The organism is Nitratireductor aquibiodomus NL21 = JCM 21793, from assembly GCF_000615975.1.
In the GTDB taxonomy this organism is placed as follows: Bacteria; Pseudomonadota; Alphaproteobacteria; order Rhizobiales; family Rhizobiaceae; genus Nitratireductor; species Nitratireductor aquibiodomus.
Map to the genome: position 1 here is coordinate 111,484 of NZ_BAMP01000002.1, position 13,462 is coordinate 124,945.

General features: G+C 60.3%; 16 protein-coding genes and 1 tRNA gene. 10 read left to right on the forward strand and 7 right to left on the reverse strand.

What is annotated here, in order from left to right:
* Positions 1-14 precede the first annotated feature (14 nt).
* Positions 15-695 (forward strand): thiol:disulfide interchange protein TlpA, encoded by a 681-nt coding sequence (gene tlpA, locus JCM21793_RS01230; RefSeq protein ID WP_025029208.1) that lies wholly within the window; start codon positions 15-17, stop codon positions 693-695.
* 66 nt (positions 696-761) lie between these two features.
* Here the strand turns inward: tlpA and JCM21793_RS01235 are convergent, their stop codons facing one another.
* Positions 762-1,118, reverse strand: a complete 357-nt coding sequence (locus tag JCM21793_RS01235; RefSeq protein ID WP_007010089.1) for a 6-pyruvoyl trahydropterin synthase family protein — start codon at positions 1,116-1,118, stop codon at positions 762-764.
* Between the two features lie 272 nt (positions 1,119-1,390).
* On the opposite strand from JCM21793_RS01235, the gene JCM21793_RS01240 reads away from it, so the two are divergent.
* Complete coding sequence (locus tag JCM21793_RS01240; RefSeq protein ID WP_007010088.1) at positions 1,391-1,918, forward strand: putative pterin-binding protein; 528 nt, start codon at positions 1,391-1,393, stop codon at positions 1,916-1,918.
* A gap of 44 nt (positions 1,919-1,962) precedes the next feature.
* Positions 1,963-4,359 carry a putative bifunctional diguanylate cyclase/phosphodiesterase gene (locus tag JCM21793_RS01245; RefSeq protein WP_036539288.1) on the forward strand — a complete coding sequence of 799 codons (2,397 nt, stop codon included), beginning with the start codon at positions 1,963-1,965 and terminating at the stop codon, positions 4,357-4,359.
* A 37-nt stretch (positions 4,360-4,396) separates the two neighbouring features.
* On the opposite strand, the gene JCM21793_RS01250 is transcribed toward JCM21793_RS01245, so the two are convergent.
* Positions 4,397-6,022, reverse strand: a complete 1,626-nt coding sequence (locus JCM21793_RS01250) for an AMP-binding protein (RefSeq protein ID WP_025029210.1) — start codon at positions 6,020-6,022, stop codon at positions 4,397-4,399.
* Between the two features lie 49 nt (positions 6,023-6,071).
* A tRNA-Leu gene (locus JCM21793_RS01255) sits at positions 6,072-6,156 on the reverse strand.
* 157 nt (positions 6,157-6,313) lie between these two features.
* Here JCM21793_RS01255 and JCM21793_RS01260 point away from each other — a divergent pair.
* Both JCM21793_RS01260 and JCM21793_RS01265 read left to right on the forward strand, forming a co-directional pair.
* Positions 6,314-6,895, forward strand: coding sequence for a YqaA family protein (locus tag JCM21793_RS01260; protein WP_007008800.1), 582 nt, complete (start codon positions 6,314-6,316; stop codon positions 6,893-6,895).
* 9 nt (positions 6,896-6,904) lie between these two features.
* Positions 6,905-7,411, forward strand: coding sequence for a disulfide bond formation protein B (locus tag JCM21793_RS01265; protein WP_025029211.1), 507 nt, complete (start codon positions 6,905-6,907; stop codon positions 7,409-7,411).
* Positions 7,412-7,464: 53 nt separating this feature from the next.
* Here the strand turns inward: JCM21793_RS01265 and JCM21793_RS01270 are convergent, their stop codons facing one another.
* Both JCM21793_RS01270 and JCM21793_RS01275 read right to left on the reverse strand, forming a co-directional pair.
* Positions 7,465-7,995: an HNH endonuclease gene (locus JCM21793_RS01270; RefSeq protein ID WP_036539290.1), complete on the reverse strand. Its 531-nt coding sequence runs from the start codon at positions 7,993-7,995 to the stop codon at positions 7,465-7,467.
* Between the two features lie 123 nt (positions 7,996-8,118).
* Positions 8,119-8,796, reverse strand: coding sequence for a DNA-3-methyladenine glycosylase family protein (locus JCM21793_RS01275; RefSeq protein ID WP_025029212.1), 678 nt, complete (start codon positions 8,794-8,796; stop codon positions 8,119-8,121).
* A gap of 88 nt (positions 8,797-8,884) precedes the next feature.
* Here JCM21793_RS01275 and gluQRS point away from each other — a divergent pair, with 88 nt between their 5' ends.
* Complete coding sequence (gene gluQRS, locus JCM21793_RS01280; protein ID WP_025029213.1) at positions 8,885-9,787, forward strand: tRNA glutamyl-Q(34) synthetase GluQRS; 903 nt, start codon at positions 8,885-8,887, stop codon at positions 9,785-9,787.
* Here gluQRS and JCM21793_RS01285 read toward each other — a convergent pair.
* Positions 9,771-10,061: a hypothetical protein gene (locus tag JCM21793_RS01285; protein ID WP_025029214.1), complete on the reverse strand. Its 291-nt coding sequence runs from the start codon at positions 10,059-10,061 to the stop codon at positions 9,771-9,773. The genes gluQRS and JCM21793_RS01285 overlap by 17 nt on opposite strands.
* Before the next feature lie 134 nt (positions 10,062-10,195).
* Between JCM21793_RS01285 and JCM21793_RS01290 the strand changes: the two genes are divergently transcribed.
* Positions 10,196-11,101 carry a DMT family transporter gene (locus JCM21793_RS01290; protein ID WP_025029215.1) on the forward strand — a complete coding sequence of 302 codons (906 nt, stop codon included), beginning with the start codon at positions 10,196-10,198 and terminating at the stop codon, positions 11,099-11,101.
* On the opposite strand, the gene JCM21793_RS01295 is transcribed toward JCM21793_RS01290, so the two are convergent.
* Positions 11,065-11,919, reverse strand: coding sequence for a YihY/virulence factor BrkB family protein (locus JCM21793_RS01295; protein WP_025029216.1), 855 nt, complete (start codon positions 11,917-11,919; stop codon positions 11,065-11,067). The genes JCM21793_RS01290 and JCM21793_RS01295 overlap by 37 nt on opposite strands.
* 99 nt (positions 11,920-12,018) lie before the next feature.
* On the opposite strand from JCM21793_RS01295, the gene JCM21793_RS01300 reads away from it, so the two are divergent.
* The 3 genes from JCM21793_RS01300 to JCM21793_RS01310 form a co-directional block, all read left to right on the forward strand.
* On the forward strand, positions 12,019-12,852 hold the full coding sequence (locus tag JCM21793_RS01300) for an SDR family oxidoreductase (protein WP_025029217.1): 834 nt from the start codon (positions 12,019-12,021) through the stop codon (positions 12,850-12,852).
* 19 nt (positions 12,853-12,871) lie between these two features.
* Positions 12,872-13,072 (forward strand): twin transmembrane helix small protein, encoded by a 201-nt coding sequence (locus JCM21793_RS01305; protein WP_007008808.1) that lies wholly within the window; start codon positions 12,872-12,874, stop codon positions 13,070-13,072.
* An 8-nt stretch (positions 13,073-13,080) separates the two neighbouring features.
* The coding region (locus tag JCM21793_RS01310; protein WP_025029218.1) for a cob(I)yrinic acid a,c-diamide adenosyltransferase at positions 13,081-13,462 on the forward strand (382 nt) is incomplete at its 3' end.

Here is a 13,462-nt window from a genome sequence, read left to right on the forward strand (position 1 = left end):
GTGTGGAAAGAAGAATGTCGAAGCAGAAACAAAAATTCCCGGCACTCCGTCTGGTCGTCCTGGCTGTCGCTGCGGGCGCCATCGCGGGTGCGATTGCGGTATACGTGAAGGGCGGGCTGGATGGCAACATGGCGGCGACGCCGATTGTCGCTGAAGCCGACAACGCAGCCTGTTCTGCAAAGCAGGTAAAGGCCAAAGCGGTGGGCGATGCGGCAACAGGTCATGTCGCGGCGATGCTCGCAGCCGACCCGCCGCGTTCGCTCAAAACTCTGGGCTTCAACGGGCCCAATGGAGAAGCGATGACCGTCGCTGACTTTTCGGGCCGGGTTATGCTGATGAACCTGTGGGCCACCTGGTGCACGCCATGCCGGGAGGAAATGCCGGCGCTGGATGCACTGCAGTCAGCAAAGGGGTCGGACGCATTCAAAGTCGTGGCGGTGAATGTCGATCGTGGCGATGATGAAAAGCCCACCACCTTTCTTCAAGAGACAGGCATTGAAGCCCTGAGCTACTACCGTGATGCCTCGATGAAGATTTTCAACGACCTTAAAAGTCAGGGGCTGGCGCTCGGTTTGCCGGTCACGCTGCTAATCGGTGAAGACGGATGCCTGCTCGCGCACATGAACGGGCCGGCGGAGTGGGGCAGTTCGGACGCTGAGCGGTTGATCGACGCTGCTCTTGCAGAACCGCAATAAACTCAATCGGGGAGCCATGGCTCCCCGAAGCGATATTATTGGCCATGCGAGGACGGCGAGGGCCCGTCAGGCAGCTTTGGCCGGCTGATAAACACAGCCTTCCGCCTGGCCCTCGGCGCCGCGCTTCAGTTCGACACGTTGAAGGGCAGGGGATTTCTCGGCCAGCCTGTCGTAAATCCACTTGGCAAGGTTCTCGAGCGACGGCACGGAAAGGCCTTCGATATCGTTCAGGTAGGTATGATCGAGAATTTTGTGAATCTCGTCGATCTGCTTCTCTACTTCGTAAAGATTGGCAGCCCAGCCAAAGACCGGGTCCGGCTCGCCGACGAGATGGACGGAGACCTTGAAGGAATGGCCGTGGAGGCCGGAATATGGCTCCAGCTTATGCGCTGCCTCGAAGGTGAATTCCTTGTACGTTTCCACTTCCTAAACCCCTGATCTGCAAATACAATTGTTGGTTCTGGGTGCTTTTTCTCCCGCGTTGCATCGCATTGGGAGAGATCTGGACTCACGACCGTTATGCGAGCCGGCCTGTCTATTGTATAGTCCTTTTGGCTTAGAGCTTTGGCACTGGCTGCGGAGCGTGTCAATCATCAGCAGCGTCTGTGTCGAGTGGCCGCGCCGTTAACCTGTTGTTGGTTAGCCGGCACTATTGTGGACTGCGTTGGAGTTTACGCCACTAAAGAGGCTGAAAAATGCACAATAAAAAGCTCGTGGGAGGTTGGGTTGCGACGGCGACGTTGCTGCTCTTCTCGTTTATTGTCCCCGCTTTCGCACAGGACGCTACTCTGCAGAAGCCGCAGGGGGATGTCATCCTGACGATTGACGGCAACATCGGCGCAACCAATGGCGATGGTGTTGCCGATTTCGATCTCGCAATGCTTGAGGCCCTGAAATCCGCAAAGATCCGGACAAGCACCCCCTGGTTCGATGACGCGGTCGAATTCGAAGGGGCTCTCCTTTCCGAATTGATGACCCTGGTCAAGGCCGATGGCGACGAACTGGTTGTGACGGCACTCAACGACTATCAGGCGCCGGTTCCGATCGCGGATTTCGCCGAGCACGGCACCATTCTCGCGTATAAGCGGGACGGGAGCTACATGCCGATTAGCGATAAGGGGCCTTTGTTCATCGTGTATCCATATGATTCCGACCCGGAACTGAACACGCAGAAGTATTTCTCGCGTTCTGTATGGCAGGTTCGACGCTTTACCGTTCGGTAAGCGTCTGACAGGCCTTGCCCATGTCGGACCCGGAGACAAGAAAAATGAGGCGCCGCACGGCATCGCGCGTGGTGCAGATGGTGCTGTCCGTCGGCATGATCGCGCTTGCCGTTGCGGCGCTTTACATCTCTGTCCTGGTCTTTCAGCGTCAGGAAGCGCTAACGCAGATATTCCGCTACAACATCGCCTATAGCGCGAGCCAGGGCATGAATGAGCTCTTGCGCTTTCGCCAGAGGCTCACCGCGATGCTGGTCGAACCTCCACAGGCCAGCAGGCAGGACGTGGAACTGCGGTATCAGATCCTGATGAGCAGGCTCAGTCTGTTCGAGCAGGGCGAGTTCATAAACTTTGTCTCCGTGGTGCCCGAAAACAGGGAAACGGTTGATCAACTGGCTTCGGCAGTGCAGCAGATCGGCACGTTTATCGGCGAGATTGACAGGCCCGAGAACGCGCAAATCGCGCTTGATCTCACGGCGCCGCTGGAAAGCAAGATGGTTGCTCTTGCTTCCAAGGCCAATGAATATGGTGCGACAGCTCAGGCAAAGGATCAGGGGGAGCTTCTGAGGCTCCACTGGCTGTTCTCGGCGCTGGCACTTTCGCTTGTCATAACCGGGTTTGTGTTCATAGCCATGCTGAGATGGCAGCACCGGCTGCAGATCAGTGTTCAGCAACGGCTCAAGGCAACCAATGAAGACCTGCTGCGCACCAGTGCGGAACTGAGCGAAAGCGCGCAGGCCGCCCGTCGCGCCAACGATGAACTGATCACCCAGAACCTGCTGTTCAACACGGCCCTGAACAATATGTCCCACGGCCTGTGCATGTTCGATGCACAAGGACGGCTTATCGTCAGCAACCAGAAAATGGAAAGCATCTACGGGCTGACACAGGAGCAGCTCCGGCTCGGCACCTCTCTGCACCAGCTTATCGGCGACATGGTGGAGGCTGGTGCCAGCGGGGAAGACGAGGCAGAACAAGTCGCGCAACTGCAATCGCGGCTGATCGAGCAGAATCGCTCCGATACGCTGACGCAGGAACTGCGCGATGGGCGGACGATCCTGATTTCGCATCAGCCCATGCGCGGCGGCGGCTGGGTTGCAACTTATGAGGACATCACCGAACGCCACAAGGCGCAGGCTCAGGTCGCCTACATGGCGCGCCACGATACGCTTACCGATCTACCAAACCGTCTGATGATGCGCGAGCAACTGGAGGAAATCCTCGCCAGCAGCAATGAACGCGGTCTCTCAACGGCGGTAATGTGCGTCGACCTCGACAATTTCAAGAGCATCAACGACACGCTCGGGCACCCCGTCGGCGACGCTTTGCTTCGTGCGGTGGCCGGTCGCATTCGAAACACCGTGCGTGAGACGGATGCGGTGGCGCGTCTCGGCGGTGACGAATTCGTCGTCGTTCAGGGAAATGTCGAGAAGCCGGAACAGGCGAGCAGCCTTGCCAAGCGGCTGATCGATGCGCTCGACGATCCCTACATAATCGAGGGGCATCAGGTGCTTACCGGAGCGAGTGTCGGTATTGCCGTTGCCGACCCTGACCATGAGGCCGCGGACGATCTTCTGATGCAGGCCGATGTGGCCCTTTATCAGGCGAAAGGGGACGGCCGAGGCGTATTCCGCTTCTATGAAGAGGGCATGAACAAGCGTCTACAGCGGCGCAGGGCACTTGAGGCCGAGCTTCGCTCTGCCAATCTGGACGAGCAGTTCCACCTGGTGTTCCAGCCGATCATCGGGCTGGGAACAAACAAGGTCACGACTTTCGAAGCCCTGTTGCGGTGGACGCATCCCGTTCACGGGCCTGTCTCTCCGGACGAGTTCATCGGGATCGCAGAAGATACGGGTGCCATCGTTCAACTGGGTGAATGGGTGCTGCGACAGGTCTGCATGGAGATGAAGTCGCTGCCTGACGACATCAGCATTGCCGCCAACCTGTCTCCCATGCAGTTCAAGCGGGATGACATTGTCGAGACCGTTGCGCGCGTTCTTGTGGAAACCGATACACCGGCAAACCGGCTGGAGCTGGAGATCACGGAAACGCTTCTGCTTGAAGACAACCGGAAACTGCATGCGGATTTGCGGCGTTTGCGGCAGCTTGGCACACGGATATCGCTCGACGATTTCGGTACTGGCTATTCATCGCTCAGCTACCTGCAGAAATTTGCCTTCGACAAGGTCAAGATCGACCGTCTTTTCATCAAGGAAATCACCAAGAGCGCGGACCAGGCAGCCATCGTTCAGACCATCGTCAATCTGGCTTTTACGCTTGGCATGACCACCGTCGTGGAGGGTGTCGAGATGGAGGAGCAGTTGCGCATCATTCGCGCGATGGGATGCGACGAGGCGCAGGGCAATCTCTTCAGCAAGCCCATCCTTGCCAGAGACATCCCCGGCTTCCTCGACGAGCACAAGCGCAGACGCTACGCAGCCTGACTGCCGATGCCGGTGTTGTGACGCCAGACGTGCCGGCCTATTCGCTTCTCGCGCGTTCCCGGAATATGCGGCGGATCACCTTGCCGGTCGTCGTTAACGGCATGGATTCGACGAAGGCGATCTCACGGGGGTATTCGTGGGCCGAGAGGCGCTCGCGGACCCACAGGCGAATTTCTTCCGCCAGCGCTTCGCTGGGTTCCGTTCCTTCACGAAGAACAATGTAGGCCTTTACGATCTCCGTGCGCACGGGATCAGGCTTGCCGACGGCTGCAGCGAGAGCGACCTTGGGGTGGCCGGTCAGGCAGTCCTCGATCTCGGTCGGTCCGATACGGTACCCGGCCGAGGTAATGACATCGTCATCGCGCCCGACGAAGTGGATATAGCCTTCCCCGTCACGGATGCCTTGGTCGCCCGTGGTCATCCAGTCGCCGATGAATTTATCGCGGGTTGCCGCTTCGTTTTCCCAGTATCCGAGGAACATCACGGGATCGGGCCGCAGGACGGCAATGTCGCCGGGCTCGCCGTCGCGCACGGGGCTGCCTTCACCATCGATGACCGCAACGCGGTGGCCGGGAACGGGAAGGCCGATGGCGCCGGGCTTGCCGACTTTCAGTGCATGACAGGAAGAGAGGACCAGATTGCATTCGGTCTGGCCGTAGAACTCGTTGATGTGAAGGCCCAGTTCGCCCCGCGCCCACTCGAATGTTTCGCGGCCGAGGGCTTCTCCACCAGAGCCTATGGTGCGTAATGAAAGATCGAACCGCTTCTGGATCCCCGATACCGCCTTCAGCATGCGCAACGCCGTCGGCGGGATAAATGCGTTGCGCACCTTCATCTTTTCCATGAGGCCGAGCGCCGTTTCGGGGTCGAATTTCTCAAACCGTCCGGCGACGACCGGTGTTCCTAGATAAAGCCCGGGTAAGAGAACGTTGAGAAGGCCACCCGCCCAGGCCCAGTCGGCGGGTGTCCATAAGAGGTCGCGGTCCTGCGGTAGGAACTCGTGGTGAAACTGCACGCCAGGCAGGTGTCCGAGCAGAACCCTGTGCCCGTGCAGAGCGCCTTTGGGTGGACCTGTCGTGCCGGACGTGAAGATCATCATAGCCGGATCGTCGGGGCCGGTGTCGGCCGGCGTGAAAGGGCCGTGATTGTCGGCGACGATCCTGTGAAAATCGAGCGCCCCCGCCCCGGCGCCATCGACGCAGACCGCGAGCTTCAGCGCCGGCAGGCGGTCGCGGATATACGCGACCTTTGCAAGGCCGCTTCCCGTGGTGATGACGGCTGCCGCGCCCGCCGTAAAAAGCCTGTATTCGAGGGCCTCCGCGCCGAAGAGGAGGGCGAGCGGCACGGCCACCGCCCCAAGCTTGTAGATCGCGGCATGGGCGATTGCGGTCTCGAATGACTGCGGCAACAGCAGCGCCACCCGGTCTCCCCGCCCCAGTCCTGCCCTGGCAAGTCCCGAGGCGAGCGCGTCCGACCGCGCGGCGAAGTCACCATAGGTCAGCGTTGCGGGGTTGCCGTCGGGGCGGTGTTCAAGGAGGGCAATGCGATCGGGGGCGCGCGCAGCCCATGCGTTTGAGATGGCGGTCCCGATGTTGAAGGTCTTGGGAATGTTCCAGCGGAACCCGTCGTAAAGCTGCTGATAGCTCTCGCGCCGTTCAAGCATTGCCGTGCCAACCCTCCCCCTGTCCCGCACCACGATGCTCCGGGGAAAGTGGTGCCCCTGGCCGGGATCGAACCAGCACTCCTTGCGGAACTCGATTTTGAGTCGAGCGCGTCTACCAATTCCGCCACAGGGGCCCGCCGCGAACGGCCGGACAGGTTGCGGACTATACGGGGAAGCGGGCTTCCGTCAACACTTCGCATGGCAAATCGTCAGACCTGCCACGTCTTTCACCATCGCCGTTGCGTCGGAGCGCTGCAGCGGCTAGACAAAACCCCTCATCGAGGACCCTCCATGCTTCGCAAACTTTATGACTGGACCATGTCGCTCGCTGCCACACGGCATGCGGAAAAGGCCCTGGGTTCCGTGTCTTTCATCGAGAGTTCGGTGTTTCCCATTCCGCCGGACGTTCTCTTGATCCCCATGGTCCTGTCCGAGCGTGCTAGATGGCTGCGCTATGCATTCATCTGCACCATAAGCTCCGTTCTTGGCGCGCTTCTCGGCTACGCGATCGGGGCTTTTCTTTACGAGACCGTCGGGCAACCGATCCTGGCCTTCTATGGCAAGGAGAATGCATTTGAGCAGGTGGCCGGCTGGTATAATGAATGGGGTGGCTGGGGTGTGCTTTTCGCTGCGGTCACACCGTTTCCCTACAAGGTGCTGACGATCTTTTCGGGCGCCACCGGGCTCAATCTCCTGGTCTTCGTCGTCGTCTCGGTGATCGGGCGGGGCTTGCGCTTCTTCCTCGTTTCCTGGCTGCTCTATAGGTTCGGCGCCCCGATCCGGGTGTTCATTGAGAAGAACCTTGGCCTTCTTTTCACCCTTTTCATGGTTTTGCTGATCGGCGGCTTCGTTGCCATCCGATACGTTTTCTAGAGGCCCTTCATGTCCCTTACCGCCCCCACCGGTGCTACTCAGACCCTGAGCGCCGGACTGCTTGCCGTTGGCCTGGCTGTAACCGTGGGCATAGCGCTCGGTTTCGAGCATATCGGAGGGTACATTCCGTGCATGCTGTGTCTTGAGCAGCGCACGCCCTATTATATCGGTGTGCCGCTGATGCTGCTTGCACTCCTGGCTTCATGGCTGAAAGCGCCGCCGCCTGTCACCCGGGGACTGCTGCTCGTCGGCGCCGCGCTGATGCTCTATGGCATGGCCCTTGGCATTTATCATTCGGGCGTCGAATGGAAATGGTGGGAAGGTCCGGCCGACTGCGGCGCCGGTGCGGCCGGCCAGAACCTGGGCGGCAATCTGCTCGACCAGCTTAACGCGGTGATCCCGCCATCATGCAGTGAGGCCGCGGGGCGTTTCCTGGGGCTTTCATTTGCCGGCTGGAACGTTCTCGCGAGCGCCCTGTGGGCGTTCATCGCCCTGCGGGCGGCCTTCAAACGCTAGAGCATCGGACCGAATATCGCTCCGTTCATCCGCTTGAAGCAGCGACCGGCGCGTTACGGCTCCAGCTCGACATCCCAGTAGAGGTAATCCATCCAGCTTTCATGCAGATAGTTGGGTGGAAAAAGGCGCCCATTGTTGTGCAGGTCGTGCACGGTGGGGCGATAGGGTTTTTGCTGCGGCCACATCTTTGCGCGGGCGGGCATGACACCGCCCTTTTTCAAATTGCAGGGCGAGCAGGCCGCGACCACATTTTCCCAGGAGGTAACGCCGCCAAGACGGCGGGGAATGACATGGTCGAAGGTCAGGTCTTCGCGAGTGCCGCAATACTGGCACTGGAAACGGTCGCGCAGGAACACGTTGAAACGTGTAAAGGCGGGGTAGCGCGACGGTTTTACATAGGTTTTCAGGCTGATAACGCTCGGCAGTCTCATCGCAAATGAGGGGGACGAGACCTGCTGGTCGTATTCGGCAACAATGTTGACCCGGTCGAGGAAGACTGCCTTGATGGCATCCTGCCACGACCACAGTGACAAGGGATAGTAACTGAGCGGTCTGTAGTCCGCATTCAGCACCAGAGCAGGCATGCTGTCTGGCGAAGCGCGATCGTCACGTCCTTGAAGCTCCTTCAACTGGCCAAGTCGATCGATGCGGATACTGTAAGCCTGCCGTGACAGGAATGTGAAGCGCATATTTTGCTTTATGACACGTCAAACATCTGGATTTTCGCAGTTTTTTACTCCCGTCAGCAACGGAGCCGCTTCTGCGCCCTTCATCTCACGATAATAGGCCCAAAACAGGCGTGCTGCGACGGCCCGAAGCGGCGACCATGATTCGGCCAGACCCGCGAGGCTCTTTGCATCGGGCCGCTCAGGCAACCCAAGGGCGTCCGCCACGGCCGCCTGCAGGGCCACATCGCCGGATGGAAACACATCGGGATGACCGGCGGAGACAAGAAGATAGACCTGCGCTGTCCAGGGGCCGATCCCGTGGATCGCCGTCAGGCTGGTGATGGCCTCACCGGCGTCGCGTGCGCACAGGGTCTCAAGGTTGAAACCATCTTCCACGATCGCCCGAGCGAGTGCCAGGACTGTGCGCTGCTTGGCGCGCGACAGGCCAGCGGCGATCAGCGGTTGCTCGCCCGCAGCAAGAATGGCATCGGGCGTGAGCGGATTGATAAGCCCGATCAGCCGGGCTTCGATGGCATTGGCACTGGCACGCGAAACCTGCTGCGACAGGATGATGGAAACAAGGCTTGCAAAGCCGGGCGCGCTGCGCCTCAGAGGAATGTCGCCGGCGCAGTCGCGCACGGCCTGAAGGCGGGCATCGATTGCAACCAGAGCCTCGAGTGCCTGCAGGATGTCCGCGTCCGTGTCTATGCGTTTCATTGGGTTGGTGTGGCCTGTTCTTGCCGAGCGCAGAAGAAAGCCGTAGCAATCGTCACATGCCGACCGCAACCCGATTCACGCATCACTCATGACACGCCCGGTCTTCCGGTTCGCACCGAGCCCGAATGGCCAGCTTCATCTGGGTCACGCTTATTCGGCGCTTTTGAACCAGCAAATGGCGCGGGAGACGGGAGGGCGCTTCCTGTTGCGCATGGAAGATATCGACGTGACCCGCTGCACGCCCGAACTGGAGCGTGGCGTGCTGCGCGACCTCGTGTGGCTTGGCCTTCAATGGGAGCAGCCGGTGCGCCGACAGTCGGATCATTTTGACGATTACCGTGCGGCTCTTGAAAGGCTGATCGACGCGGACCTTGTCTATCCGGCCTTCATGAGCCGGGGGGAGGTGCGGGCGCGCATCACCGAGTACGAGGCGGGTGGCGAGCGCTGGCCGCGCGACCCGGATGGTGCGCCGGTCTATCCCGGGAAAGACCGCCTTATGAGTGCACGGGAGCGCCGGGCGCTGATCGATGAGGGCGCGCCCTTTGCATGGCGACTCGACATGGCCTCGGCCATCGACCATGTCGGGAACACGCTCGACTGGAACGAGGCAGGGCAGGGGCCGGAAGGGGAAACGGGCCGTGTGCGGGCAATGCCGGACAGCTGGGGTGACGTCGTGATCGCGCGAAAGGAAATCCCGGCAAGCTATCATCTATCGGTGGTGGTCGACGATGCGCTGCAGGGCGTCACGCATGTGGTGCGTGGGCGCGATCTTTTCCACGCGACTGCCGTGCATCGTGTGCTTCAGGAACTGCTGGGTCTGTCGGTGCCGCAATATCATCATCATGACCTTGTTCTGGACGATGATGGCCGCAAACTCTCCAAGAGCCGGGGCGATACAAGCCTTGCCGCGTTGCGCGAGAGCGGTGCGACGCCGGGCGACATAGCCCGGATGATTGGCGCTCCTGCGCCTGACCCTAGCTCAGCCGTCTGAGAACCGCCTTGACGATGACAAGGACAAGGAGCGCTGCAAAAGCGCCGCCAAGGCCGGCAGTTCCTCCTTCAGTAAGGCTCGAAAACCGAACTCCCCGCTGGTTCGCCAGATAGATGGTGCCGAAGAATGCGGCGGTGATGATCATGGCATTGCCCATCGCGCCGAACCCGTCGTCCTTCATGGCGGCGTCGAGACCGAGCGAGAGAATGTAGGCAATCATCGTGACGGCGACGAGCGCGAAAATCAGCCAACTCGTATCCAGTTTCATCAGCATGTGCGCATCCCCCCGGCGGCGCCTTGGATCACTTTCATTGATCCTACGATGGAAATGTTTCGCTTTCCTTGCCGGGGGTGAGGCTGATAAAGCCGCGGTTGATCACCGCGCCGTCGTATTCAGGGACACATCCGATGAACGATCTCACAAGGGCGATCCCGGCCCTGTTCGTCCTGCTCTGGGCGACCGGTTTCATCGGTGCGCGCTACGCAATGCCGTGGGCCGAGCCCTTCACCTTTTTGTGGGTGCGTTGCGCCCTGACTTTTGGTGTCCTGCTGCTGATCATTCCGATGGTGAATGCGAAGGCAATCGGCCCGCGTAACGCGTTTCATGCTGCAATAGCGGGTGTGCTGATGCACGGGGTCTATCTGGGCGGCGTCTTCTGGGCGGTGCGCCATGGGTTGCCGGCGGGGTTCGTCGGGCTCATCGTGGGACTCCAGCCCATGCTGACCGCGGTGATCGCGGGACTGTTCCTGGGAGAAAAGGTGACCGGAAAGCACTGGCTTGGTCTCCTCGTCGGACTGGTTGGCGTTGTTACGGTCCTTTCACCGAAATTCGGCTCCATCAGCGGCGGCGTGACAGTGGCGACAATTGGCGCGGCTGTTGTGGCGGTGATCGCCATGAGCGTCGGTACCGTCTGGCAAAAACGCTTTGTTGCGACCGCCGATCTCGTGACCGTCACGCTCTATCAATATGTCGGTGGCTGGGCGGTGACGTTCCTCGTTTCGCTGATGATCGAGACACAGGAGTTCGTGCTCAACGGTGAACTGGTCTTCGCCATGACGTGGCTGGTGTTCGTGCTTTCGCTGGGCGCGATCTTCCTGTTGATGATCCTCATTCGAGAAGGCGAGGTGGCACGGGTCGCCTCGCTCTTCTATCTCGTGCCGGCGGTGACGGCGCTTATGGCATGGTTCCTCTTTAATGAGACCCTGACGCCGGTGCAGCTTGTTGGCATGGCCATCACGACGTTCGGCGTGGCCCTTGCCACCCGCCGTACGCCGCGTCAGCCGGCTCCGGCCACGGCGCGCGCTTCCCGGTAGCGCTTGATTGAGGCATTCAGTTCTCCGCCGAGAATGAACACGGCCGAGATGATGTAGAGAAACACCACCGCGATCATGATCGATGCGAGGCCGGCATAGGTGCTTGCGTAGCTGCCGAAGCGCCCGAGATAGGCGGCGAAAAGGCTCGATCCAATGAATGATCCGAAAAGCGTGAAGACGACGCCCGGCAGCACATCCCAGAGACTGCGTCGGCCGGCGGGCAGCCAGAGGTGGACCGAGATCAGGGCGAGTATAAGCACGGTCAGTGCGATGACGTAGCGCCAGAAGGTGATGGTGCCGACATAGGGGGCGATCCATTCGAGATTGCTGGCGGCGATGCGCAGCGCCACCGGTGCGATGACAAGCAGAAGGCTGATCGCAAGAAAGCCAAGCGTTGCGACGAGCACGAAAAACAGGCTTTGCGCACGCAGGCGGAAGATCGAGCGCTTCTCACTGACCCGATAGGCGCGGTTGAGGGACAGACGCAGCGCCTCCACGCCATTGGAGGCGAACACACCGGCCAGCACGACACCGAAGGTCAAAACATCGCTGCGGCGCACGCCAAGCACATTGTGGACTTCCCGCGCAATTGGCTCTGCGACCTCTTTCGGCCACGTATCGAATATGAGGTCGACGGCCTGCTGTGAAAATGCGTCTGCGCCAAGAAAGCTTGCCAGCGCGGTGGCGAATATGAGGAATGGAAACAGGGCCATCAGCGCCGAAATGGCAACGTGACTGGCCATGGCCCAGCCGTCATCGGTGTTGAAGTGCCCGAGCGCATCGCCGATGATGCGTCTGGTGGCTTTCAGTCCGCGCACGGTTCTTCCCTTCGCTGTTCTCGATGCTTCTTCTTGTTGTTTCACATCGGCCAATATGTGAAACCGTGACACTTATAGACAAGTGCTGACAGGAAATTCATGGGCACGGATCGCACGATTCTGATCACCGGCGCTTCCTCCGGTATAGGTGCATGGTGTGCTGGCGCGCTACGCAGGGACGGCTGGCGTGTGTTCGCAACGGTGCGGCGGACGGAGGACCGGGCGCTCCTTGAACAGGAAGGTATCGAGCCGTTCTATCTCGATTATGCGGAGCCCGAATCAATCGCCGCGCTTGTGGAGAACGTGCTGGAGCGCACTGGCGGCTCACTCGATGCACTTTTCAACAATGGCGCCTACGCTCAGGCCGGCGCCGTCGAGGATCTTCCGGTGGAAGCGCTTCGCCACCAGTTCGAGGTCAATGTTTTCGGCTGGCACGATCTCACACAGCGCCTGGTTCCGGTGATGCGGCGGCAGGGGCATGGACGCATGGTTCATTGCTCCTCGATCCTGGGCCTCATCCCCATCAAATACCGCGGTGCCTACGCGGCCTCGAAACATGCGCTCGAAGGCCTGATGCTGTGCCAGCGTGCCGAGCTTGAGGGCTCGGGCATCCACGTTTCCCTGATTGAACCGGGGCCTGTCGAATCCAAAATCGCAACCAATGGGCTCCCATGGTTTGAGCGCTACATCGACCATGAAAACTCCGTACATCGGGAGGCCTACAAGGCGCAGCTCGCCCGTCTGCGGCAGGGTGGCGTGAAATCACGATTCAAGCTCGGGCCGGAGGCGGTTTATGCGCGGCTTTCTCATGCGCTCCTTTCCCCGCGCCCAAGGCCGCACTATGTGGTAACCACACCGGCGCGTATCGGTGTCGCATTGAAACGGCTCCTTCCGGCGCGCATGTTGTACCGCTTCCTGTCGAACCAGGGCTGAAACCGAGAAGAAAGCCGCCATGTCCACAGTCTTCAACATTCTCTCCATCCTTGTGATGATGGCGGTCGTGATCGTCCTCATCCGCGGTCTCATGAACATGATGCGCGGAGGGTCGGCGAACACGTCGAACAAGCTCATGCAGGCCCGGGTCATTCTGCAGGCGGTCGCCATCGTCTTCGTCGTGCTTGCGCTCTACTATGCGCGTTCAAAGGGTGGCTGAGCGATCTCGTGGTCAAGCTGAACAAGATCTATACCCGCACGGGTGATGACGGGACGACGGGTCTCGGCTCGCGTGAGCGCCGCCTGAAGTCCGATCTCAGGGTCGCGTCCTATGGCACTGTCGATGAGGCGAACGCCTGTATCGGCATGGCGCGTGTTCATCTGGCGGAAACGGAGCCGCGCATCGACGCGATGCTTGCGCGCATCCAGAACGATCTCTTCGATCTGGGAGCCGATCTCGCCACGCCGGATACCGGCGGGGTGCTGGAATACGAGCCCCTGCGGATCGTGCAGAGCCAGGTTGAGCGGCTGGAAGCGGATATCGATGCATTGAACGCCGGGCTGGCGCCGCTGCGGTCGTTCGTCCTGCCCGGCGGCAAACCGGCCGCGA

Coding starts and splice junctions, on each gene's coding strand:
- tlpA (WP_025029208.1), top strand. CDS start 15: ATGTCGAAGCAGAAACAAAAATTCCCGGCACTCCGTCTGGTCGTCCTG.
- JCM21793_RS01240 (WP_007010088.1), top strand. CDS start 1,391: ATGCACAATAAAAAGCTCGTGGGAGGTTGGGTTGCGACGGCGACGTTG.
- JCM21793_RS01245 (WP_036539288.1), top strand. CDS start 1,963: ATGAGGCGCCGCACGGCATCGCGCGTGGTGCAGATGGTGCTGTCCGTC.
- JCM21793_RS01250 (WP_025029210.1), bottom strand. CDS start 6,022: ATGCTTGAACGGCGCGAGAGCTATCAGCAGCTTTACGACGGGTTCCGC.
- JCM21793_RS01260 (WP_007008800.1), top strand. CDS start 6,314: ATGCTTCGCAAACTTTATGACTGGACCATGTCGCTCGCTGCCACACGG.
- JCM21793_RS01265 (WP_025029211.1), top strand. CDS start 6,905: ATGTCCCTTACCGCCCCCACCGGTGCTACTCAGACCCTGAGCGCCGGA.
- JCM21793_RS01270 (WP_036539290.1), bottom strand. CDS start 7,995: ATGCCTGCTCTGGTGCTGAATGCGGACTACAGACCGCTCAGTTACTAT.
- JCM21793_RS01275 (WP_025029212.1), bottom strand. CDS start 8,796: ATGAAACGCATAGACACGGACGCGGACATCCTGCAGGCACTCGAGGCT.
- gluQRS (WP_025029213.1), top strand. CDS start 8,885: ATGACACGCCCGGTCTTCCGGTTCGCACCGAGCCCGAATGGCCAGCTT.
- JCM21793_RS01285 (WP_025029214.1), bottom strand. CDS start 10,061: ATGCTGATGAAACTGGATACGAGTTGGCTGATTTTCGCGCTCGTCGCC.
- JCM21793_RS01290 (WP_025029215.1), top strand. CDS start 10,196: ATGAACGATCTCACAAGGGCGATCCCGGCCCTGTTCGTCCTGCTCTGG.
- JCM21793_RS01300 (WP_025029217.1), top strand. CDS start 12,019: ATGGGCACGGATCGCACGATTCTGATCACCGGCGCTTCCTCCGGTATA.
- JCM21793_RS01305 (WP_007008808.1), top strand. CDS start 12,872: ATGTCCACAGTCTTCAACATTCTCTCCATCCTTGTGATGATGGCGGTC.